The organism is Paenibacillus sp. J22P169 (genome assembly GCF_059691995.1).
In genome coordinates, this window is sequence record NZ_JCAUAO010000002.1 from 680,897 (window position 1) to 705,929 (window position 25,033).

Here is a 25,033-nt window from a genome sequence, read left to right on the forward strand (position 1 = left end):
CGATTATCGAAATTGGAGGGAACACATGAACAAGCGTTGGGAGCGAACAGACTGGTTCCGAGAAGCACGATTCGGCATGTTTATTCACTGGGGATTGTATGCAATCCCCGCTAGGGGAGAGTGGGTCCGAAGCGTCGAAAAGCTGAGTAATGAGGAGTACGAACCGTACTTCCGAGAGTTTCGACCGGACCGCTATGACCCGCGGGCTTGGGCGAGAGCAGCAAAAGCGGCGGGGCAGCAGTATGCTGTTCTAACGACAAAGCATCATGATGGCTTCTGTCTATTTGACAGCGAGTTTACGGCGTACAAAGCGACGAACACACCTGCGCAGCGGGATTTGATCAAGGAATATGTGGAAGCATTTCGCCAAGAGGGACTGAAGGTCGGCTTTTATTATTCACTAATCGATTGGTATCACGATGATTATCCGGCCTATGGGGATCGCATTCATCCGATGAGAGAGAATAAAGCTTATGACAACCGTTCCATCCAATTCGAGCGCTATGTGGATTATTTGCATGCACAAGTGAAAGAGTTACTTACAAATTATGGTAAAATTGATGTGATGTGGTTCGATTTCTCTTACGATGATATGACGGGTGAGAAGTGGAGGGCAACGGAGCTTGTTAACATGATTCGGTCTCTGCAACCAGACATTATTATTGATAACCGGCTTGGGGGAGATATTAAAAAGTCAGAACCGGAGGTGTATGCCGGCGACTTTTATTCCCCTGAGCAAATCGTTCCTCCCGGTGGCATTGTCGACGAAAACGGACTCAACGTACCATGGGAGGCCTGTATTACGCTTAACGACAACTGGGGCTATCATGCGAAGGATTATGCCTACAAATCACCCAAGCAGGTCGTGCGAGCTTTAGTCGAATGCATCAGTAAGAACGGCAATATGCTTCTAAATGTAGGGCCAGATGCAAGAGGAGAAATTCCAGCTGAGTCCATTCAAATATTGACGTCGGTTGGTGAATGGATGCGGCGTAATGGCGAAAGCATTTATGGATGCGGAGCATCCTCGCTTCCGAAGCCTGAATGGGGACGCTATACACAAAATGGGAATATGTTATATGCCCACGTATTTGATCGTGGCATCGGACCGATTTATTTCCAGGGGCTGAAGGGGAAAATCAAAAAAGCGAGACTCCTCGCAGACGGCTCAGAACTTAAGGTTTCCACACCATGGATGGCAGAGCATTATTCGGATACCGAAAGCGGGGCATTCATTCATTTGACCGGCGCCGAGCTTCCAGATGACGTGGATACGGTGATCGCACTGGAAGTCGAATAAGGAGCAGAGGTGAATAAGCATTGAAAATCGGTCTTAGCACATATAGCTTGCTGGGTGCATTAAAAACAGGAGATATGACAGTCCTAGACGTCATTCAGTGGATTTCGGATCACGGCGGCGAGCATATGGAAATCGTCCCCTATGGCTTTACGCTTATCGACCAACCCGAGCTAGCAGCTGCAGTTCGTGAGAAGGCTAAGGAAGCAGGCATCGAACTATCCAATTATTCGATGCCGGCCAACTTCGTACAGGAGACGGAAGAGGCTTTCGAAGCGGAGATAGCCCGAGTCAAGCAGCATGTTGATTTGGTAAACATGCTCGGTATGACACATATGCGGCATGATGTGACTGCCTTTACTTTACCGCCTGACAAGATGACCATTCAATGGTTCGAAGCGAATTTACACGCGATGGTAAGAGGGAGTCGGCTCATTGCCGATTATGCAGCGCAGTACGGGATCACCACGACCATTGAAAACCATGGCTTCAGCGTACAGGCAAGCGATCGTGTACAGCGCGTTCTGACCGAGGTCAATCGCCCTAACTTCAAGACGACACTGGATATCGGCAATTTCATGTGTGTAGATGAGCAGCCGCTTATCGGTGTGCGTAAAAATTTACCCTATGCGTCACTTATCCATGTGAAGGATTTTTATTTCAGACCGTATGATGAGCATCCCGGCGAAGGCGCATGGTTTACAACTGCGAATGGCAACTATTTAAGAGGAGCGATTGTCGGTCAAGGAGATATCGACATGCGTCGAATTATGAAGCTCATTAAGGATTCAGGATACAACGGTTATCTTACCATTGAATTTGAAGGTATGGAGGAATGCAAGGCAGCCTCGAAGATCGCGATGGACAATGCAAGGCGGTTGTGGCAGGAGGCATGAGGCGTAGGGAGGTACGAAGCTACGAATGACGAATGCGGCATTGCTTGTAGAAGAATGGCGTGGACTTCTAGTGGAATGTGAATTTTGGGGACATATGGTTGGGATCGACCTGCAAGGTAACATTCGATATCAGGTAGGCGATACATACCATGTCACGTATTTACGATCGGCGGCAAAGCCGTTCCAGGCGATCCCCTTTTTTCGCAGACAGCTACATAAGAAATATGGCCTTACGTTGGAGGAACAGGCTGTTCTGACAGCATCTCATCGAGGACAGTCGTTTCATGTGAACACGTTAGAAGCATTGCTAGATAAGCTTAGTTTACATGAAGGGCAATTGGTTTGCGGGGCATCCTATCCCTTGCATACGCCAAGCCATTATCGGCTGCTTCATGATGGTCATCGGGAGAGGAAGCTCTATCATAACTGTTCAGGGAAGCACATAGGGTTGCTTGCGGTATGTCAGGCAGAGGGATATCCACTTCAAGGCTATGAAAAGGACGACCATCCGCTGCAGCAGGAGCTGCGTACGATCATATGCGAAATGGCGGGGCTTAACAGAGATCGCTTACAGCTTGGCATAGACGGCTGCGGCCTTCCTGTTTACGCGATGCCTTTGTACCATGCGGCGCAAGCATTTCAGAGGCTCGCTCATCCCGAAATCATGGAGGATGCTGCGACTTCTGCTGCTGCACGGGACCTGACCACCGCAATGAGTGCCTGCCCGGATTGGGTATCTGGGACAGGGCTCATCTGTCCAGCGTTGCTCCGGGACGCGAATATTGTTGCGAAAGGCGGAGCCAAAGGCATATACTGCTTTGCGCTGAAACGTGAGGGATTGGCTTTTGCTCTAAAGGTTGCAGATGGCAGCGAAGACAAGTGGGCGTATATCGTGGCAGCTATTCTTTCACAAATTGGCTATCAGGATGGAACTACAATTGAGCGACTTCGGGAGTTGTGCCCGGATGAAATTCGTAACAGCTTAGGGGCTGTGGTAGGTCGGCATCGAATTGGATTTCAACTGGCATAAGAGGAATGATATTTGGATGAAAAAGGAGCTAAGCGGCTTAAACGCGCTTAGCTCCTTTATTAGTTTTAACCAGCTTTTGGCGTCTTAAACGACACCTTGAGCGATCATGGCGTCGGCCACTTTGGTAAAGCCTGCAATATTGGCGCCAACTACGAGATTGCCGGGATGGCCATATTCCTCTGCAGCTTGGACGGCGCTTCTGTAAATATTTTTCATAATCGCATGGAGCTTATCGTCCACCTCATGGAACTGCCAGGAGTATCTCATGCTGTTTTGCGACATCTCTAGTGCGGAAACGGCAACACCGCCAGCATTCGCTGCTTTGGCTGGCCCGAATAGCACGCCTGCTTGCAGAAATACATCAATGGCTTCCAAGGTAGATGGCATATTCGCGCCTTCACCGACAGCTTTGACACCATTGCGTACAAGAAGCTTCGCTGCATCCTCATTGATCTCGTTCTGTGTTGCGCTAGGAAGCGCGATGTCGCACGGAATGGACCAAATGCCATGGCAGCCTTCATGATAGGTTGCGGACGGATGTTCTTTCACATACTCGCTGATTCTCGTTCTCTCAACTTCTTTTAAACGTCTAAGCGTCTCAAGGCAAATGCCGTTTTTATCATAAATATAGCCGTTGGAGTCGCTGCAAGCCACGACCTTGGCACCTAGCTGTACGGCTTTCTCAATGGAATATGTGGCTACGTTACCGGATCCGGAAACGACGACCGTGCTTCCCTCGAAGCTAAGACCTTTGGATTTCAGCATTTCATTCACAAAGTAAACACAACCATACCCAGTCGCTTCGGTACGACCCAAGCTGCCGCCATAAATGATTCCTTTACCTGTTAGAACACCAGCTTCATGAACTCCGCTAATTCGTTTGTACTGACCGAACATGTAACCAATTTCGCGAGCGCCAACGCCAATATCACCAGCGGGCACGTCCGTGTCCTGGCCAATATATTTATAAAGCTCTGTCATGAAGCTTTGGGTGAAACGCATGATCTCATTATCAGACTTGCCTTTGGGATCGAAATCAGAGCCGCCTTTACCGCCGCCAATTGGCTGACCTGTAAGGGAGTTTTTGAGTGTTTGTTCAAACCCAAGAAATTTAATAATACTCGCATTAACGGAGGGATGGAAACGCAATCCGCCTTTGTAAGGTCCAATTGCACTGTTGAATTGAACGCGGAAACCGCGATTCACTTGTGTTTTCCCTTGGTCATCTACCCAAGGTACGCGGAACGTGATTAATCGCTCTGGCTCTACAAGCCGCTCAAGAATACCGTGTTTGATGTACTTCGGTTGCTTGGAGAGAACCGGAATCAACGACTCGATAATCTCTTTCACAGCTTGATGGAACTCAGTCTCATTCGGGTTTCTTTTGACTACAGTTTCGTAAATGCCATGCACATATTCCCTTGCTGCTACTTCATTGTCCACTTGAACTAACACACTGTCTCCACCTTCGCATTTCAAATATAGTAAAAAGTTTATTAGTATAGTTTTACCTTATTCCAGCCATTTGGGCAATCAAAATTTACATGTCATGTAAGCTTACTGAGCCGTGTGAATAAAGTGCCCATTGGACTAAATTTACAGGTTGTAGTATAATTTACATGTTTTGAAATTAAGTGAACAGATATACAGATATCATGTGTTTACATGCTTGATCATGTAAAAGTAAAGGAAAAGATACATGGATAATCGAACAACACGTACTGACCCGCGCATCATTCGCACACGTCAATTGCTTAAAGATGCCTTTGTAGAGTTGCTTCAGGAAATGGATATCGAGAAAATTTCGGTGAATCGCATTGCAGAGCGAGCTACCATTAATCGCGTTACTTTTTATCTTCATTATAAAGACATACCGGATATGATGGAGAAAATGGCAGATGAAATGATTGAGGACATTCATCGGAGTTTGAACATGGTTCCAGGGATCCAGCCTATTTCCGAAGAAGAGGATTGGACGATGTTGGTGAACTTGCTCGAGCATTTTGCGGAGCATGCTAAGTTTTATAAAATCATACTCGCCTCGAGACGTACTCCGATCTTTACGGAACGATTGTTAAAGCTGTTGACGGAATTGATAACCGTAAGAATAGAAAGAATGGGTGGGGACTCCATCTTATCTACTAATGGTATTCAAAAGGATATTGCCATCTGGTACGGTTCTTCCGCTTTAATTGGAACGATCGTTGCTTGGCTTAAAAAAGATATGCCATATACACCGCTTTTTTTAGCTAAACAATTTTCCTTAATGCGTTCATTGACCTGAATAAGTTCAGCATTCATTCCTGAGGGGATGGTGCTGAACTTTATTTTCGTGTTAAGAGATCTGAAAATTTTCTAATAAAAGCCGAATTTACCACATTTTTATTGAAAGGGCTTTCAAGTTGGGGTTTGCTTACATTTCATTAGACATAAATCGTCCGGTAATCAATCAATAAGATGAAGCGTCACTCAGCGGTTTAGACAACTCTGCTCCAATTACTCCAAGATTAGCTTAACTAAGCCAATTAGCCGAACTAGTTCAGTTACTGTAACAAACCATGCTTTCTCCCATTTATTCTAACAAGTCACTCTTCTAGTCCAATTACTCTAACAAGTCACGACTCAATCTCATTTACGCTAAAAAGCCACGACTCAATCTCATTTACGCTAAAAAGCCACGACTCAATCTCATTTACGCTAAAAAGCCACGACTCAATCTCATTTACGCTAAAAAGCCACGACTCAATCCCATTTACTCTAACAAGTCACGACTCAGTCCCATGTACTCTAACTAGCCGCGACTCAGTCCCCGTTAACCCAACTCGCCACAACAAGATTCCCCAGCCGGCACCAAGGTACTTAACTGGAAAACCTACAGTTAATTCTCTGATTTGGGGCTGATTTATAGCTTTAACTGGATAAACTCCAGTTATTTTTCTGCAATTTGCTAAAATCAGCGCTTTCAGCTGAAATTAGCTGTATATTATCCAATTATTGTGCGAAAAGAGCACAGTTCCTCAGAATTAACTGCATGTTTTCCAGTTATTTCAATAAAACGCAGATAAATCATGCATACCAACGCTGCTCTCAAGGGTAACACCCTTTTATACAAGCTTTTTCGCCTCAGCCTCCCGCCTCGCACCTACCCTGTTAACCCAACAAAAACATGTATATTGAGCAAAAAGTTGAATCTGGATATGCTTGGAGCATTCAACGGATGGGAGTGTACAACAGATGACAAAAGAACAATGGATAGGAGATGCCTGGGAACAAGGTGTCCGCAAAGTGAAGAACACAAGTCTCCGAGTAGGAGCTGGATTCCCGCATGGCTCGAACGAGGGACAATTTCAACTGACCTCACCACATTATTGGACAGCGGGCTTCTGGCCAGGACTATTATGGCTCATTTATCAAGATCGCCAAGATGAGCAACTACGTCAACTTGCAGAGAGCTGCGAAGAGACAATGGATGCAGTGATCGAGGCTTATGAGCCCTTAGATCATGATATGGGCTTCATGTGGACGCTAACGTCGATAGCAAACTGGTACCTCACAGGCAACGAGCAATCCAAACGGAGAGCATTGAAGATTGCCAGCCATTTGGCGGCGCGCTTCAATATCAAGGGAAGCTTCATTCGCGCGTGGAATAGCCCCGAGCGAGTCGGATGGGCGATCATCGATTGCATGATGAATTTGCCGCTGCTCTACTGGGCGTCGCAACAATCGGGCGACCCACGCTTTAAGCATATCGCAGAAGCGCACGCCGGAATGGCTGCGAAGCAGTTTATTCGCGAGGATGGCTCCGCGTATCATATCGTTTGCTTCGATCCGGAGACAGGTGAACGCACCGGTGCTCTCGGCGGCCAAGGCTATGCGGAAGACTCCGCATGGGCACGGGGTTCGGCATGGTCGATCTATGGCTCGGTGCTCAGCTACCGTCATACTGGCCGTGCCGACCTTCTGGCAGCAGCGGAGCATGCAGCCGGTTTCTTCCTCTCACACTTACCAGAGGATAAGGTGCCATATTGGGACTTCCGATTGCCCACCTTCGAGGGGGCATCACGTGATACGAGTGCCGCAGCGATTGCGGCAAGCGGATTGCTAGATCTGGCTGCGCTCACTGCAGGCGATTCGGCACTCTTTTATAAGGAACAAGCATGTGCGATCTTACAGTCATTATCTCAGCATTATTCAGCAGATGATGCCGAAGAAGCAATCCTGCTCTCAGGGACTGGCAACGTGCCGATGAATCAGAATATTAACAAGCCGCTCATTTACGGCGATTACTACTACATGGAAGCATTGGCGAAGCTGCAAGGACATCCCTCTTTCTGGGAAATATCAGCATTCAAAGCCTAATATACCAAGCATTTTACGCATGTATATCCCAAGAAAAAGTGTATATCGGATAGCGAATATCCGCATTACATATGCCTGTTAACTGATCGAAATCATGTATATTGTACTGATGACGGAGCAGCGGGTACGATGAGTTCAAATTACAGAGCAAGGAAGTGACACCGATGAGTCAGCCACTCCCTCCTTCAACACCAGCAATGGTTAATCAGAAGGCGAGTACAGCAAAAAACAAAAGTAATTGGCTAGTAAGGAAGTATGGCAAACGCGTATTAAAACAGAACATTCCGTTATACATCATGTTTGTGCCTATCATCCTTTTCTTCCTTATATTTAAATACTACCCGATGACGGGACTCGTTATTGCCTTTAAGAAGTACAGCTTCATTAAAGGGATTTGGGGCAGCCCTTGGGCAGGCTTGGACAACTTTAAAATGATCTTTCAGACGAAACAAATTTTCAGTATCGTGTGGAACACCTTAAAACTGAGTGGGTTAAGCATCATCATTGGTTTCCCCATGCCTATTATATTAGCGCTGCTGCTTAATGAAGTTAGGAAGATGAAGTTTAAACGGTTGGTACAGACGCTTGTCTATCTGCCGCATTTTCTCAACTGGGTCATTGTTGGGGGCATCGTCGTTACGGTCTTTTCACAAAGTACAGGTACACTTAATCATGTCGTTGAATTGATTTTTGGCGAGACCTATCCGTTTTTATATAAAGAAACCTCGTGGATTGCCATTTTTCTGGCGTCAGGTATTTGGAAGGAAGCAGGCTGGAGCGCAATTATTTATCTCGCTGCACTGACAAGTGTTGATCAAAGCTTATACGAAGCATCGAGCATCGATGGCGCTAATAAATGGCAGCAAACAACGCGTATCACATTGCCTGCGATTTTGCCGACAATCATTATTATGTTGATCCTGAAGATCGGACATCTGATGGAATTAGGCTTCGATCAAGTGTTTGTCCTGCAAAATAACGCCATACTGGAAATCTCAGAGGTCATTAGTACCTTCATGTACAAAATCGGTATTCAGCAAGCGAATTTTAGTCTTGCGACAGCGATGGGATTGTTTGAATCCTTGGTTGGTTTAATCTTGGTACTTGCAGCCAATCGAATTGCACGTCGCTTCGGCCAAGGCTTATGGTAGGCGAACACGTATCGCACTGACAAACGATTAGAAGGAGAAGCTTATGAAACATACACGAGGAGAGAAGGTATTTTACACCCTCAACAATATATTTTTGCTGATCATTGGTCTCAGCTGTTTGTTACCGATTGTTCATATTTTAGCGCTATCACTTAGTGATAAGCATGCGTTAATGTCAGGAACAGTTAGCTTTTGGCCTGTTAATTTGAGTTTTGATGGCTATAATGCGCTGTTCAAGGAAAGCCCAATCATCAAGGATTTTACCAACAGTGTAATTATTACGGTGGTCGGGACATGCCTGAACATGGTGTTCACCATCCTGGCTGCATACCCGTTGTCTAAGCGTTATTTTATCGGACGTAAATTCTATTCATTCGCGATTATTTTTACCATGATTTTCTCTGCTGGTCTCATTCCTACTTATTTGTTGGTCCAAAAATTGGGGTTAATCAACAGCTATGGTGCGATTTGGCTGCCTGGTTTAATTACGGTGTGGAATCTGTTAGTGTTAAGAAGTTTTTTCGAGGGGCTTCCCGAGGAGCTAGAAGAGGCATCGCGTATTGATGGATGTTCGGAATGGCGGCTCATTATCCAGATTGTTCTACCGTTGTCATTGCCAGTCTTGGCGGCATTATCCCTGTTCTATGGGGTCGGACACTGGAACGCTTTCATGAATGTACTTATTTTCATCAACGATAGCAGCAAGCTGAACTTAGCGGTACTCGTTCAACAAATGATTCAGAATCAAAGTTTGATGCAGGAGCTGACACAAACACAGCCAGAAATGGCCGCATTGATTACACCGGAAGGTGTGAAAGCGGCTGGTGTCATCGTCATGACATTGCCAATGTTAATTGTGTATCCGTTTTTACAGCGGTTTTTCGTCAAAGGTGTCATGATCGGTGCTGTGAAAGGATAATGGAAATTCTTTGAAAGGGGTGATGTGAAGCGTCAAACATGGTAGTCTTAGTTCTACAAGTATAAGAATTAATCGGGGTTATCTTAAAATTGCACGTACATAACTTGAGGGGTGACTTATTTATATGAAGAAAATCAGCAAAATGAAAGCGGCATCAGTTACATTGGCTTTGGCAATCTCAAGCACGACGCTACTTGCGGCTTGTGCATCGGATAAAAAGACAGATAGTGCAACAACGAAGCCAGCTGCAAGCACCGCTGCAGAAAGTGCAAAACCAGCAGGACCTAAACCTAAAATTACAGTTTCCATTTATGATCGTAACAACGTACCTGAAGGTGAAGGCACGATTACGAATAACCGCTGGACGAAGTGGATTAATGAGAATGCACCTGTGCAAGTCGAGTTTATCCCTGTTCCACGTACGAACTCTTCAGAGAAATGGAACGTCCTGTTCGCTGCTGGGCAAGCACCTGACTTAATCATGGAATTCTCCAATCCATATATGAAGGATCTAGCGTCCAAAGGGCAAATTATTCCGATCGATGATGCGATTTCGAAGTATTCCACGAATTACAAAAAGATGATCGCTGGCAATGAGTCTTTACAGAAATTAACGAGATTTAATGGAAAAACGTATTTCTTTGGTCGCACTTTGCCATTTGCAACGAACCATTATGTGATGATTCGCCAAGATTGGCTGGATAAATTGAAGCTTCCAATGCCAAAAACGACAGAGGAGTATCTCCAAGTTGCGAAAGCGTTCACGGATCAGGATCCTGATGGTAATGGCAAGAAGGATACACTCGGTTCCTCTTTCTGGGATGTGGACTATTTCTACCAATTAGGGCAAGCGAGTGATGAGACATTGCCAATGATCACGTCCTATCATTTGATCAATGATCAATATGTGCGTACTTGGGATCGTCCTAAAGCAGATTTAGCCTTTAAAAAGGCGCTATATGATGCGGGCGCTGTAGATAAAGATACGTTCACAGATAAAAATGGTGCTAAAATGCAGCAGGATTGGGTAAACGGCAAGCTCGGTATTTGGGGAGCAGGCGGGTTAGAAGGCGCTGCTACTGGATTCGATGTCTACAATACGCTGATCAAAAATAATCCCGATGCCAAAGTGTCCATTTTACCGCTTCCGAAGTCTGAATTTGGTCAATTCTCACCTGCTGGTGCTGTACCTATGCAATTTACGTCTGCCATTAATGCAACAGCTAAAAACGTAGAAGCCGTTGTGAAATATATCGACTGGTTGATGACACCAGAAGTTCAACAGACGTTAATGTACGGTATGGAAGGCGTTCATTATAAGATGGTAGATGGTTGTCCGAAACCAATTGATACGGAGAAAAACAAGAAAGAATTAACTTGGAATGGCGATTTCCAAATGATGTCTCAGACAGGTACTATGGGCAAATGTGTGGATTACACGAACCAATTGGATCCTTCGAAGCCGAATGATAAAGCGTATATTGAGCTGATTAAACAAGGTAGAGCGGCTTATATCACACCGGATCGTCCAACAACGTCTGAAATCGTACTTCCAGTTACATTGACGGATGATCTGACAGTCGTTAAAAACACGTTGAAGAATACACTAACGAATATTTATACAAAAGCAGTTGTTGGTGGAACAGGATATACGGTTGATCAAGCGATGAAAGATGCACAAGATGCTTGGGATAAAGGCGGCGGTAAGAAAGTCGATGACTTCTTAACAAAAGCCTATACGGATAACAAAAAAGACGTTATTTACACGAAAGATTACTACAAATTGTTGACGAAATAAGTAATATGGAATTCAAATAAGTAGTTCATCATGCGCTTCCTTCCTGCAGCAATTTTGTTCGGGAAGGAAGCATTTTTTTCCACAACAGAAAGGGGATTATTAATGATTAAATTTCGTTTATTGAAAGCGCTTTTATTGGTTCTGGCTTTAATTGTCAACCTAATTGCTCTGCCAATGAACCCTGCCTATGCGGCAGACGAGTATGACACATTGCGATCGAAAATTTATGATTTTACCACTGGAGGCCCTACGTACGATCCGGCTGATCCAGACATCAGCGGAAAGATCAGCAATATTACGACCCTTGCACAGACAAACTGGGATACGATGAATAAGAGTGCAGGAAGAACCTACCTGTGGAGCGACTTGGCAACGACTACGGAATCGGAGCATGTTTCAGGAAGCTACCAACGTATAGAAGCGATGACGCTAGCTTATGTGACAAGAGGCTCAACGCTTCAAAATAACGCGACTTTGCTGGCAGATATTAAAAGTGCCATGGATTGGATGTACACGAACCGATATAACACTAGCGTACCGTTTAGAGGCTATGACAATTGGTTTGACTGGCAAATCTCCTCACCACTCAGCATCAATAACATTACAACTTGGATTTATTCCAGTTTAACCTCGACGCAAATTAACAATTGGCATGCTGTCATCGATTATCAGGCGCTTACATGGGGAGCAGGCTTGACCGGAGCTAATCGCGTATGGGCTTGCAACATCAAAATTACGAGCGGGATTATCGTGAAGAATAGTGCCAAAATCATCGTGGGCAGAGACCAGCTTAGTTCAGTATTCGATTATGTGACTTCCGGTGAAGGTATGTATAGCGATGGTTCGTTTCTTCAACATACCGCACTCATTCCCTACAATGGCGGATATGGCGTAAGTTTAATTGATAATTTGACGAAAGTAATGTATATCGTAGCAGGTTCTACATGGGATATTACAGATCCAGATGTCGATAACATTTATCAATGGGTTTACAATGCCTTTGAACCGTTATTTTATAATACCTCTATGGTCGATATGGTTAGAGGACGTAACATTGCAAGAAAAGCCAGTGATGATTTGGGCTTAACGTCGATGGGTGCGCTTGGAGCTTCTGTGGCAAGGATGGCTTTGTCCGCTCCATCCGCCGACGATCGTGCAGCGTATAAATCGATGGTTAAAAAGTGGATGACGGATGCTACGTCTCCTACCAAGTATGCAGATTTGGTAATGATTAGCTCCATCGTGCAAGCAAAGCAAATCATGAGCGATCCATCTGTTAGCATGAGAGATGCGCTTGTGATGAACAAACAATATCCGAACATGGCTAGAGCGATCCACCATAGACCGGGATTCGCTTTTGGAATAAGTATGTCTTCCAGTCGAATCGGGAATTTTGAAATAGTTAACAACGAGAATTTGAAGGGCTGGCATACTGGGGACGGGATGAGCTATCTCTATGATTCTGATTTGACGCAGTATAAGGATAATTACTGGCCAACCGTAAACAGCTATCGCTTACCTGGCACGACAGTCAATCAGAACACGACAGCAGCAGCGAATGCTAAAAATCCGAACTCTTGGGTTGGAGGGACGGAAATATCGGGACAATACGGGATCACTGGTATGCAGTACACCGCCAATGGCTACAATCTCACAGCGAAGAAATCTTGGTTTATGTTTGATGACGAAATTGTGAGTCTGGGTGCAGGCATTACGTCTACAGACAACAAGGTTGTGGAATCCATTGTCGAAAATCGCAAGCTTAACAGCAGCGGCAGCAATGCGCTTACTGTAAATGGTACTGCAAAGTCAACCACGCTAGGTTGGACTGAAACCATGAATGGCGTGAACAAGGTTCACTTGGCCGGGAATGTGGCAGGTTCGGACGTCGGTTACTATTTCCCAACAGCAGCGACAATTAAGGGAGTGCGCGAGGCGCGAACAGACTCATGGTCAAGCGTTAATCAGTACTATACAGGCACGGAATACACGACGAACTATACACGCAACTTCTTGAATATGTGGTTCGATCACGGCACGAATCCGACAAATGCTGGGTACGCTTATGTGACGCTGCCAGGCAAGTCCAGCGGGGAGTTGGATACGTATGTCGCAAATCCGGACATCACGGTGGTTGAGAATTCTGCAGATGCACAGGCTGTGAAGGAGAATGCGCTGGGAATTCTAGGAATTAACTTTTGGAATGATGCATCAAAAACGGTGAGCGGCGTCACCAGCAACAAAAAAGCGTCCGTCATGGTACGTACAACCGAGAACGGAACGGAAGTTTCCGTATCCGACCCAACGTTTTCCAATACGGGTACCATACAACTTACGATTGCGCAAAATCTGGGACCGGTTGTGTATAAGGATTCACGGATCACAACGAGCACGAGCGGCGGTACGACTACCCTCACTATTAATGTGAACGGCACTGGTGGTAAAAGCATCAAGGCATATTTTGCAACGCCTACTGGCGTTCCGATTGCCGGCTATACAGTGAACGAAGATTTTGACGACATGACGCTTGGTGCACTGACAGGTCAAAACGGCTGGATTTTCAATAACGCAGGCATAGCTGAGAATACGGTTGTTGTTCAGAAGGACATTGGCTCTAACACGGACAAATCGCTGAAAGTAACGACAGCTTCTACCAGCGGAAGTGCAGAAGCTTATCGTCTGTTTAATGCCCCTCAAAACGGCTACATCACAGCGGAAGCGACCGTAACGGCCGATGACACGAATTGGAAGAACGCCCTCATCATTTCGGATAACAGCTTAACTTCCAATAACGTCGCCACGCAATTGGTTATGCAAAGTGGTAAAATTTGGGGCTATAACGGCAGCACCAAAACCGATGTGTTAACAGGAATCACTAGTGGCCAGCCGTATCGCTTGAAGGTCGTCATCAATGCGTCAACGAAAAAATACGACGTCTACGTCAACGATGTGCTGCTCGCCTCAGGCTGGAATTATCGATTCTCGGGCGTGACAACGCTCGACAAGGTTTCTACCTCCATCGCCGGCAACGCCAGCTCGATGAGCGTGGACGATGTGAAAGTTGCATATAAACCGCTTACTTTAACCAGCCTAATCGATGAGAACTTTAACGGCATGACGCTTGGCAATCTGAATGGGCAAGTCGGTTGGGTGTTCGATAACGGCGGCATCACGGGGAATACAGGAGTGGTACAGACGGTAAGCGGGTCTAACAAAGCCGTCAAATTAACAACAACGTCCACCTCTGGCAAAGCCGAAGCGTATCAGGGGTTTACCGCACCGGCAAACAGCACAGTCATCGCGGAAGCGACCGTGACCGCCGATGACAACAACTGGAAAAATGCGTTGATTCTCGCTGACAGCAGCCTCACCTCGAACAGTAGTGCTGTCCATCTCATTATGCAGAACGGCAGAATCTGGGGCTACAACGGTGGTACCCAAACGAACGTACAGACCTCGATCACAAACGGAGAACCCTACCGTCTAAAAGTGATTATCAACACATCGACGAAAAAGTTCGATGTCTACGTGAATGGCGAGCTGCGAGGCTCACAGTGGAACTATCGTTATTCCGGTTTGAGCAAGGTCGACAAGCTTAGCACATCAATCGGCGGCAACGCCAGCTCGATGAGCGTAGATGATGTCAAGGTGAGCTATAATCCATAAGGGTTTGGAATGAAACCAAATGAATGCAAAGAAGCCTGAGGATGCCTCAGGTTTTTTTGTTTACATGCCAGAATGTATAGGTATTACGTAGGGGGGAGCGAATAGATGGATTTTCTACAGTTAAATGTTAGAATTTTCCGATCAAACGCAGAACAGATGGATAACCTACAGTTAATTTTATACAATTTACTTGATCTGAACAAAAGCGGCAGTTTTAACTACATGTTTTCCAGTTATATTGATTATTCGAGGGGATATCTCGTAAATAGCTGTATATTTTCCAGTTCTGTCCGCGCGCGTAGTCCCCGTGTCCTTATTACAGGCTTCCATAATGAGCCCTCACCTTGCTTAAACTCCACAACCCATTTACCATCCGGAAAATCGGATAGTAAATGGGTTATGTTTTTCTCCATATGTTAATTCTGCAAAGAATTGTAGATTGCTGAGGCGTAGCAAAGTCGGTATGTTAATCGTGATCCAGGTTGACTCCCATCCATGCTGCGTGGAACAGATCCTTTTCTGATCGAAAATGTTACCATTGATCAAATTTATATGACGGGCAGCACGAAGTCGACAGCTATGTTGGAAGAGATGAATATCTGCAATATCGAACTATACGTTTTGAATGATATCCGATAATGAAGGAAGTGTCCTAATTGCGCGTACTGCTTACTGACTTACCCTATAGTGGACAAATTGAACAAAATCAATCCCAAAAACCGTGGGAACAGGCTACGGGGTGGCCATGCCGTTGGGTGACATGCAGCGAGGCTGGTAAACCTCCCTTTGTCATCGTTTATCGTTGCAAGTTCACTTTAAGTGAAGCTCTGCGTTTAAGGGTACACGTATCAGGCGACGAAAGATATGAGCTGTTTCTGGATCAAAAAAGAATAGGCCGAGGCAGTGAACGCGGAGATCGCTCCAATTGGTTTTATGAGACGTATGAGGTCGAGATTCCGGCAGGCGAACATCAGTGGATTGCGCGCTGCTGGGCGATTGGCAAGCATAAGCCGTGGGCGCAGGTCAGCGTGCAGCCAGGATTTCTGCTAAGCCCGGATGATGAAGCAATCGCACCTTTGATGGGCACCGGGGTGGCTCAGTGGGAAGCGAAGCCAATGCCGGGCTATCGGTTTATTCCAACGCACTCCGGCATAGGTACAGGCGCAAAGCTGGATATAGACGGTGCTTCTGTTGATTGGGATGCCCTGTCTGGGGGAGGCGACGGTTGGCTTCCGGTACAATCGAGTGAGAAAGTCTACCACAGGACGGATAATTATCATTTTACGTCGGTACAGCGACTTATGAGCCCTGCTACCTTGCCTGCGATGCAAGAGGTTCGTTTTACGCCGCAAGCGGTTCGCTTTGTTGAGCAAGTCGGTATCCTAGAATCAGAGGGGCAACCGATTGACGCAAGTCGCGATGCCCTAGATGAGCATGGCAGTTGGCATGATTTACTTACAGGACAACCGATGTACATGCCAGCGAATACTCGAAGACGCGTCATTATCGATTTAGGTAATTATTATTGTTTTTATCCTGAGCTTGTCGTATCGGGTGGGAAAGGTTCCGTCATTCGACTTCATTGGGAGGAATCCTTATATGATGATGCGCAAGGTGGACGCAAGACGAATCGGAACGAGATTGAGGGCAAATGGTTCAAGGGTATCGGCGAAACGTTTCGTCCGGATGGCGGATTTGGCCGAAGCTTCGATACGCTGTGGTGGCATGCGGGACGTTATGGCGAGCTGATCGTGGAAACGGAAAGCGAAGCGCTTTACTTTAATGAATTTAGACTGCTGGAAACGCGATATCCCTTGGAAATGGAAGGCTCAATTCATTCTAGTGAGGAACGCTTAAATCAAATCGTTACCCCGTCTTTCAGGACGCTGCAAATGTGTGCACATGAAACGTACATGGATTGCCCGTATTGGGAGCAGCTCATGTATGTGGGGGACACACGCATTCAGTCGCTTATTACCTATGTAAGCACGCTCGACGATCGATTACCGCGTAAAGCGCTGGACATGTTCCAAGCTTCCCGCAATAATCATCTTGGACTTGTAAACTGTGCTTATCCGGATCAAGGTGGAAAACATATTGCCTCCTTCTCCTTGTGGTGGGTAGCGATGGTTTATGATTATGCCTTATGGAGAGGCGACTCTGCATGGGTTCGTTCCACGATGAGCAGCGTCCGGGATGAGTTGGATCGGCTATTGCTCAACCGTTCATCGAATGGGGCGGTAAAGCTGCCGATTTCGTGGAACTTCATGGACTGGCAGACCGCGCCTTCTGAAGCATGGAGCTCTGGGACACCGCCGCATGGAGAGGATCGATTGAATGCAGCCTACAATCTGCAGATCATTCATACGTTGGAGCTGGTCGCCAAGCTTGAAGCCTACTTAGGTGAAACAGAGTTGGAATCACGAGCAAGACGGCTGGCAAAGGAACTGGGCAGCGCGGTCGAGCAGCTATTCTGGAATGAGGAGAGAGGGCTGTTTGCGGATGATACTGGTCATCATTATTATTCGGAGCATGCTCAGGTACTTTCCTTACTGTGCGAGTCGATTTCACCGAGGTGTAACAGTCGCCTTGTACCTGAAATGCTGAAGACTGATGACGATTTGATGCGCACAAGCGTGTATTTTGATCATTATACGTTCGATGTGTTAGCATCAGCCGGTTATGTTGAAACGCTGATGGACAGACTCGAGCCTTGGTTCGGCATGGAGGCGAGTGGTCTTAAGACGACGCCGGAAATATTCCTAGATTCGACGCGTTCGGACTGTCATGCTTGGGGGGCTCATCCGATCTACCATCTCTACACCAACTTGCTTGGCATTCGCCCGGCATCGATGGGGTTTGCTTCGGTCGTGATTCGTCCGCAGCTCGGATCATTAACGAGTCTGCAGGGTAAGCTCCCGCATCGGAAAGGATTTATTGAAGCGAAAGTGGCGTGTCAGGGCAGCCAATGGCACGTCGAAGTTGCACTGCCCAAAGGCTTGCCTGGCACTTTAATTTGGGATAACGAAAGCTACCCACTACATGAGGGGCAGAATGAGTTCAAATTTCCATTATTAAGCTGATGCGTAACTCTAAATGCCTTTGCAGCGTAGTTACTGCAAGGGCTTTTTGACATATTAGCGAGTTTGACTCGAGGGGTTCCCTAAGTCGAAAAAATCGACTTAGGGAAAGAGAAAGGAAGCCAAGGCGTAGCCTAGTCGAAAAAATCGACTTGGGGGAAGAGAAGGTAGCCTATGCGTTCCCTAAGTCGAAAAAATCGACTTAGGGAAAGAGAAAGGAAGCCCTGGCGTTCCCTAAGTCGAAAAAATCGACTTAGGGGAAGAGAAAGGAGTCCCTGGCGTTCTCTAAGTCGAAAAAATCGACTTAGAGGAAGGGAAAGGAAGCCAAGGCGTAGCGTAAGTCGAAAAAATCGACGTAGAAGTTTGAGAACCAACCTCATGTTAACTCCACGAAAGGATGTATATTGCCCGTTCACTCTTTCAAGGATAGAATGGTAAGATAAACACCCTTTTATGATGAAGGAGAGAGCCCAACTTGAGAAGAAATTGGTTCCGTCGCTTGCTACTTTCCTATGTTCCTGTTCTTATTCTTATCGTATGTTTATTCATATTTATCGGGGTCGTTCAACTCAATGACCTGTCCCGCAAAGAAGCATTGAAATCCAGTAGCGTGTATGTGCAAAATATCCAGAGCAGCATCGATATGTCGTTGAACTCTATTGAAATGATGATGCTGGAAACGATAACTCGGACTGTAAAAGTAACGTCTTTCGCTGGGATGCAAAGTGATCCTACTTTCTTTATTGACCTTTCCTATATGCTCCAAAGCTTAACAGCCACTAATCCGTGGATTGATTCTGCCTACTTATATCGGGTGGGTGATGGTACGGTCATTAGTGATAAAACAAAGCTCAATATCGAGCAATTTGCAGATAAGCCATTCATTGAAAGTCATATAAATCATCCTGAATTAGATAGATGGAGTCTGCCTCGCCCCTATCGGATGTTTAAAGATGGGATTTTGGAAGGTACAGTCATCTCCATTGCCAAAGGTATTCCTTTGCAAAGTAAAGGGATTGCCATGCTCGTTATTAATGTGAAAGTAGGCGGCATTCAAGAGTTTCTAAGCAAATACGGCACTTCTGTAGTGAATCAGATCGCGCTCTATGATAGTCAAGGACAGAAGATTTTCGAGCAAAAAGGCAAAGATCCGAAGGTTGATGATATTACAATCATATCCAACTATACAGGTTGGACCTATACGAGCTCGCTTAAGAAGCAAGAGCTGGGTAATATTTTCAACTATATGAAGAGCGGTTGGTTAATTGTTGGTTTCTTAGGTCTGCTGCTAGCTATTGGATGGATCGTGTATGTCACCCGTAAAAACTATAAGCCAATTGAGACGATCATGTCGCGTATCGAGAAATACAATCAGGTGCACAAAGAGCATCCAATACAAGGACCGACGGTCGATGAGCTTAGTTATATTGATTACACGTTAAGCAACATCATTGAAGTTAGTCAGGAGTATCAAAATCAAAGTCTCGTGAATCAGAAGTACCGACGTATCCAGCTATTCCACGAGATTATTGATGGAAGTCGACCGCTAGAGCAGGCAGATTGGAACAATGAGATGATGGATCTTGGCATGAAGCAATTGGGAAGTGCTGCTGTCAGCATCGTCGAAATTGATAAATATACCGAGTTTATTAGTCAGCATTCCCGTGAGGATCAAGGGCTTTTTAAATATATTTTGAAAAAAGTCGTGGAAGAATCGGCAGAAGCCTGTGGTCTGCGCATCTGGCAGGAATGGGTCACGAATCATCGGTTGTGTATCATTTTTCTGGAAGAGCAGCAAGAGATTCCACTGGAGTCGATGATGCTGACGCTAACGGATCAAGTCCGTCAATGGATGCAGAATAATTTGAAGCTGACCGTGACATTCGGTTTGGGCTGTACGGTACACGATGTTCAAACGATATCCCAGTCTTATGAATCGTCCTCAAGGGCGCTGGATTACAAGTCGGCGCTTGGCAGCAATCGGGTCATCGGCCACTGGGAAATTGAGCTATTGTCGCATGATGATCTTTACGTTTATCTCCAGTATGTACGGACGATTGCTCAAGCCTTTCGAGTCGGTAATGATGGGTGGCAGGAGCAGCTGCAGCTGCTGTTTGAGGGCTTGCGAAGACTAATGCTTCCTAAAGAAGAGATTAGCGGCATTCTCAGTTACATGAACTATTATTTCTATCGGGAAATGATGGAGCTGCCTCCTGAGTATCAAGAATTGTGGAATCGAGAATTCCGTACGCCGTGGGATGAGAATATGGAGACTCTCGAAACGCTGGATGAGCTGGAATCCTTTTATTTGGAAACCATTTCATCCTGTGCAAAGCAAATGGAAGCAATTCGTGTCAGCAAAGGCAATCACGGTGTAGTACAAAAGGTGCGGGATTATATCGATGCTAATTTCAGCGATCCGGATCTTTCGTTATCGAGTCTGAGCGAACAATTCAACATGAATTCGTCAAGTTTAAGCACAATATTTAAAGAGGATTTCGGTGAGAAGTTCGTCGTATACCTCTGCCAAATACGGATGGAGCGTGCGAAGGAACTGCTAAGAACGACTTCCCTGCCTATTCAAGAAATTTCGGAGCGAGTAGGGTACTTACATCAGATGTCTTTCATTCGGGCTTTCAAGAAAATGATTGGCACAACACCAGGGGATTATCGAAAGGTTCACCAATAGGATCGGCATACATGTTAATTGGGCAAAGAATTGTAGATTGATGAGAACCTCCGAAGTAGGTAAAGTGAGTGCAAAGTGACGCGGAGTTGCTTCTCACCTATAACTACTTACGGAGGTTTTTATGTCTAATATATGGGAGCAATTACTGCATCCACCTAATGAATATCGAACGATCCCTTTTTGGTCATGGAATGATAAATTGGAGACAACTGAATTAGAACGGCAAATTGAAGAGATGCACAAAGCGGGGATTGGCGGATTTTTTATGCATGCTAGAGGTGGACTTTTAACTCCTTACATGGGCGAGGAATGGATGGAGGCGATTCAGGCTTGCATTCAAAAAGGCAAAGAATTAGGCATGTCGCCATGGCTGTATGATGAAAACGGATGGCCAAGCGGATTTGCGGATGGCCAAGTGCCTGCCAAGGGATTAGCGTATCAGCAGAAAAAGCTTGTGATTGAGCATGCCCCTTTTCAAAGTCCGGCTGAGCGCACCATTGCTTTCTATGAGCAGACGGAGAGCGGGTATAAGTTGCTTGGGCAGGATGATGAAGGGAAGGCCCAGCTTCGCATCTACTATGAAGTGAATCCCTACTATATTGATACGTTAAGTACAATGGCGGTCCAAGCGTTCATTGACTCCACGTATGAAGCTTATTGGGAGCGCTTCGGGGAGCAATTCGGCGATGTGATTAAGGGATTTTTTACAGATGAACCGCAATTCGCACGCGGGCACTTGCCGTGGTCCTTTGAATTAGAAGCAGCTTTTCAATCCGCTAACGGGTATGCACTGAAAGAAGCGCTACCTGCTTTATTTTTACAAGTAGATGGCTATGCAAAAGCAAGATACGACTACTGGGCGTGTGTAACCGCCATGTTTACGAAGGCTTATGCCAAGCAAATCGGCGATTGGTGTGAGAATAAAGGCTGGTCATTCACGGGACACGTCGTTGATGAGCAAGCGCTAATGATTCAAGTAACGTCGGTCGGTGATCCAATGGCCTTCTACGAACATTTGCATATGCCAGGCTGCGATTGGCTCGGCCGATTTATTGGCGACGAGCCAATTGTTCCGAAGCAAGTCGGATCGGTGGCTCATCAGCTTGGGAAAAAGCAAACGATCACCGAAAGCTTCGGTTGTTCTGGCTGGGATATTAGCTTCGAAGATTTGAAGCGAATTGGTGAATGGCAGTTCGTCCATGGCATTACGATGATTTGCCAGCATCTGCAGAGCTATAGCTTGAAGGGCCTGCGGAAGCGGGATTATCCGCCTTCCCTGTTCGTCCAACAGCCTTGGTGGGAGGAGTATAAAAGCTTTAATGATTATTTCGCGAGATTGTCAATGCTGCTCTCAGAGGGGACAAGACAAGTCGAGGTGCTGCTCTTGCACCCGATTCGCAGTGCCTGGACCTTGCAGCGCGGGGAAGACCGCTCGGAAATTACAAGGTTCCACACCGCGTTCGCTCAGCTGTCCCGCTGGATGTGCCAAGCCTTTGTCGAGCATGATTACGGGAGTGAGAGTATCATCGAGGGGCATGGCCTCATAAAGGATGGTCAGTTCGTCATCGGCGAAGCGGCTTATCGAGTCGTTGTGCTGCCGCCGAGCGTTACGATTAACCGGACGACCCTTACGCTTTTAAAATCCTTCGTCGAACAAGGCGGGCATTTGATTGCTTGCGCACCCAACCCTCAGCTTGTTGATGGTGTGCCAGACAATGAACTTGCACATTTGCTCGCTCAAGCAAACAAGCCGGAATGGTCGTCAGAAGCCATCGTCGGTGCGATCACGAAGGTGAGTGCACCATCGATTCGGATGACGGATGAAAAGGGAGCTTCCATCGCTGCTGACACCGTCAACGTGCAGACGCTGGAACTCGATGGTTCACGCTTATACTATGTCGTGAATTCCGGACACGAACGATATGCTCGCGTTGAAATCGAGCTGCTTCAAAAAGGGCAAGTGAGCATGATTGACCTTGCGAGTGGAGAGGTTAGCTGCCTTGAACAGGAAGAAACGGCCGATGGCATCCGGATTCAGCTTCCGCTTCATCCAGGGCAATCCTATATGTTGAAGGTAGAACCGCTCATCGGAGGACAGCTTCCTAAGAGAAGCGCACAAGCCGGAATTTCGCGGGAGAGTCAGTATAAACCATTATGCACACTTAGCCCCAATTGGCACGTGGTGTCCACAACCCCAAACAGCCTAACCTTAGATACGTGCCGCTTACGCGTGGAGAATGGGGACTGGTCACAGCCACAGCCTGTCATTCTTTTACAAGAACAATTGCTGGCGCTAGGTCGACCTGTTCAAATTGAATTAGACTTTCCATTCCAGGTAGGCTGGGAAAGAGGCTTTGACCGTGAATTACATATTGTGATGGAAAGACCGGAGCTTTTCTCCATTGAAGTGAATGGTATGGCTGTCTCCTCAGTGAGCTGCGGCACGTGGCGAGATGTTGCTTTCCACAAAATCGACATTAGCGGCAAGGTTCACAACGGTGAGAACCACATTCGCTTGCGAACCCTGTTCGATAATTCACCCGAAATTTATCAAGCGATTGAAAATGCCAAGCATTTTGAATCAGAAGGCAATAAGTTAACATTTGATATGGAAATCGAGAGTATCTACCTGTTGGGTCAATTTGGTGTGGCATCCACTTCCACCTATGTCTATGGGGAACGCAATGCCGTTCAAACGGAGGGGCCATTTGTTCTCGCGGAGCTGCCTTCTGTTGTATATACAGGTGATTTGGCTCAGCAAGGCCTTCCCTTCTTCGCAGGTACACTTCGTTTACAGCAACAAGTTGTGTTGGATTGGAAAGAAGGGGCAAGCGCAACGTGGAGTTTTGGAGAAGCACCCCATGCCGCCGTCAGCAAGTTGTGGATCAATGGCCACGAGGTTCGAGCATTTCTATGGGAGCCGTATGAGGCAGACATCAGCGAATGGTTGGTCAATGGGGAAAATACGATCGAGCTGGAGCTTACGAATAGCTGCCGGAATTTGCTTGGACCACATCATCATATCCATGGTGAGATTTACAAAGTCGGTCCTTCCAGCTTTACGAATACGCCAGGATGGACGGACAAAGGGATTCCGCAGGGAGTATCGATGTATGTCGACCGCTATACATTTGTACGTTTCGGCCTAAGGATGCTGCCTAGCATTGTAACCGAATAATTATTGGGGTGAGCGAAGCTCACCCTTTTTTGCTATAGCTGCGCCTAATTCATCTCTCTAAACCGCTCCGGCGTAAACCCGATTTGCTTGCGGAAGCTGGCAATAAAATGGCTGGCATCACGGAAGCCTACTTGCGCAGCAATCTCCTTAATCGCTTGTGCTCTGTCGCTGAGCAGCATCTCTTTAGACTTTCGAAGTCGCATCATAATAAGGTACGCGTAAGGTGAAAGGCCGAAAGCATGCTGAAACAAGGTATTCATATGTCTTGGTGTGACCCCAAGCACAGCAGCCATTTGTTCAATGCCGGTATCGGGATTGGCGTAGTGCGCTTCTAGCCATTCTGTTAAAGGTTGTAATTGGAGCATCTGATTGCCGATCGAGGTGCGGTTATTGATTTGGGCGTGCTTTTTAAGTTGGATCAAGAAGTGATACATATCTGCGGAAGCATCGTAGCCAGAGTAATCGGCCCTAGTCTCCAGGCTATGGATAATATCGCCAAGCGCATATCTAAAGGGACCTTCGGCATCCCAACGGAAAACGGCGGACTCCAGCATGTCCAATGTGCTTAAGATGGTATGCACACAGTTGCCTCCGAATGTGACATATTGGGTGCACCAAGTATCGGTAACGGCGTAATAAGCATGCGGAACACCAGGGAGTAAAAGCACACCTGTGCCTTTCGGTAAACGAACTTTTCGGTTGTCCATTTCAAACTCCCCTTCGCCCTCATAGGTTTGCAGCCAATGATAGTAAGGGAACCCTTGATTCCTATTCAGTCTCTCCTGATCTTCATGATGACCAATGCTATCGATAAATAAGGGATACGGCTGCGCAGAGGTAGGGGTTAATAAAAATCGCGTGTGCATATCGATTCATCCTGTTCCATTTTCTTATATAGGGATGCAAATATATTATATTTTAACATGAATATAAATCCAATATAATGTATTTATTCTTATATGAAATCTAA

Annotated in this window: 15 protein-coding genes; 13 read left to right on the plus strand and 2 right to left on the minus strand. The window is 46.2% G+C overall.

What is annotated here, in order from left to right:
* The first annotated feature begins 25 nt into the window (after nucleotides 1–25).
* The 3 genes from AC58QG_RS17165 to AC58QG_RS17175 are packed head-to-tail and all read left to right on the plus strand — an operon-like array spanning nucleotide 26 to nucleotide 3,223.
* Nucleotides 26–1,300, plus strand: a complete 1,275-nt coding sequence (locus tag AC58QG_RS17165) for an alpha-L-fucosidase (RefSeq protein WP_497363328.1) — start codon at nucleotides 26–28, stop codon at nucleotides 1,298–1,300.
* A 20-nt stretch (nucleotides 1,301–1,320) separates the two neighbouring features.
* Nucleotides 1,321–2,193, plus strand: coding sequence for a sugar phosphate isomerase/epimerase family protein (locus AC58QG_RS17170; protein WP_497363329.1), 873 nt, complete (start codon nucleotides 1,321–1,323; stop codon nucleotides 2,191–2,193).
* Nucleotides 2,194–2,218: 25 nt separating this feature from the next.
* On the plus strand, nucleotides 2,219–3,223 hold the full coding sequence (locus AC58QG_RS17175; RefSeq protein WP_497363330.1) for an asparaginase: 1,005 nt from the start codon (nucleotides 2,219–2,221) through the stop codon (nucleotides 3,221–3,223).
* Nucleotides 3,224–3,307: 84 nt separating this feature from the next.
* On the opposite strand, the gene gdhA is transcribed toward AC58QG_RS17175, so the two are convergent.
* Nucleotides 3,308–4,678: an NADP-specific glutamate dehydrogenase gene (gene gdhA, locus AC58QG_RS17180; protein WP_497363331.1), complete on the minus strand. Its 1,371-nt coding sequence runs from the start codon at nucleotides 4,676–4,678 to the stop codon at nucleotides 3,308–3,310.
* A gap of 244 nt (nucleotides 4,679–4,922) precedes the next feature.
* Between gdhA and AC58QG_RS17185 the strand changes: the two genes are divergently transcribed.
* The 10 genes from AC58QG_RS17185 to AC58QG_RS17230 all read left to right on the plus strand — a co-directional run bounded on the left by AC58QG_RS17185 (nucleotide 4,923) and on the right by AC58QG_RS17230 (nucleotide 24,063).
* On the plus strand, nucleotides 4,923–5,507 hold the full coding sequence (locus AC58QG_RS17185; RefSeq protein WP_497363332.1) for a TetR/AcrR family transcriptional regulator: 585 nt from the start codon (nucleotides 4,923–4,925) through the stop codon (nucleotides 5,505–5,507).
* A gap of 950 nt (nucleotides 5,508–6,457) precedes the next feature.
* Entirely contained in the window at nucleotides 6,458–7,582 is a 1,125-nt protein-coding gene (locus tag AC58QG_RS17190) for a glycoside hydrolase family 88 protein (protein WP_497363333.1), read from the plus strand.
* 164 nt (nucleotides 7,583–7,746) lie between these two features.
* The gene (locus tag AC58QG_RS17195) at nucleotides 7,747–8,733 is read left to right on the plus strand and encodes an ABC transporter permease (protein WP_497363334.1); all 987 of its coding nucleotides are present in this window, start codon (nucleotides 7,747–7,749) and stop codon (nucleotides 8,731–8,733) included.
* Between the two features lie 43 nt (nucleotides 8,734–8,776).
* Entirely contained in the window at nucleotides 8,777–9,652 is an 876-nt protein-coding gene (locus AC58QG_RS17200) for a carbohydrate ABC transporter permease (protein ID WP_497363335.1), read from the plus strand.
* A 124-nt stretch (nucleotides 9,653–9,776) separates the two neighbouring features.
* On the plus strand, nucleotides 9,777–11,450 hold the full coding sequence (locus AC58QG_RS17205; protein WP_497363336.1) for an extracellular solute-binding protein: 1,674 nt from the start codon (nucleotides 9,777–9,779) through the stop codon (nucleotides 11,448–11,450).
* Nucleotides 11,451–11,552: 102 nt separating this feature from the next.
* Nucleotides 11,553–15,116, plus strand: a complete 3,564-nt coding sequence (locus tag AC58QG_RS17210; protein ID WP_497363337.1) for a polysaccharide lyase 8 family protein — start codon at nucleotides 11,553–11,555, stop codon at nucleotides 15,114–15,116.
* Nucleotides 15,117–15,611: 495 nt separating this feature from the next.
* Entirely contained in the window at nucleotides 15,612–15,755 is a 144-nt protein-coding gene (locus tag AC58QG_RS17215; RefSeq protein ID WP_497363338.1) for a hypothetical protein, read from the plus strand.
* 17 nt (nucleotides 15,756–15,772) lie between these two features.
* Nucleotides 15,773–18,199 carry an alpha-L-rhamnosidase-related protein gene (locus tag AC58QG_RS17220; RefSeq protein ID WP_497363339.1) on the plus strand — a complete coding sequence of 809 codons (2,427 nt, stop codon included), beginning with the start codon at nucleotides 15,773–15,775 and terminating at the stop codon, nucleotides 18,197–18,199.
* A gap of 472 nt (nucleotides 18,200–18,671) precedes the next feature.
* On the plus strand, nucleotides 18,672–20,885 hold the full coding sequence (locus tag AC58QG_RS17225; protein WP_497363340.1) for an AraC family transcriptional regulator: 2,214 nt from the start codon (nucleotides 18,672–18,674) through the stop codon (nucleotides 20,883–20,885).
* A 121-nt stretch (nucleotides 20,886–21,006) separates the two neighbouring features.
* On the plus strand, nucleotides 21,007–24,063 hold the full coding sequence (locus AC58QG_RS17230) for a glycosyl hydrolase (RefSeq protein WP_497363341.1): 3,057 nt from the start codon (nucleotides 21,007–21,009) through the stop codon (nucleotides 24,061–24,063).
* 44 nt (nucleotides 24,064–24,107) lie between these two features.
* Here the strand turns inward: AC58QG_RS17230 and AC58QG_RS17235 are convergent, their stop codons facing one another.
* Nucleotides 24,108–24,929: a helix-turn-helix domain-containing protein gene (locus tag AC58QG_RS17235; RefSeq protein WP_497363342.1), complete on the minus strand. Its 822-nt coding sequence runs from the start codon at nucleotides 24,927–24,929 to the stop codon at nucleotides 24,108–24,110.
* Nucleotides 24,930–25,033 lie beyond the last annotated feature (104 nt).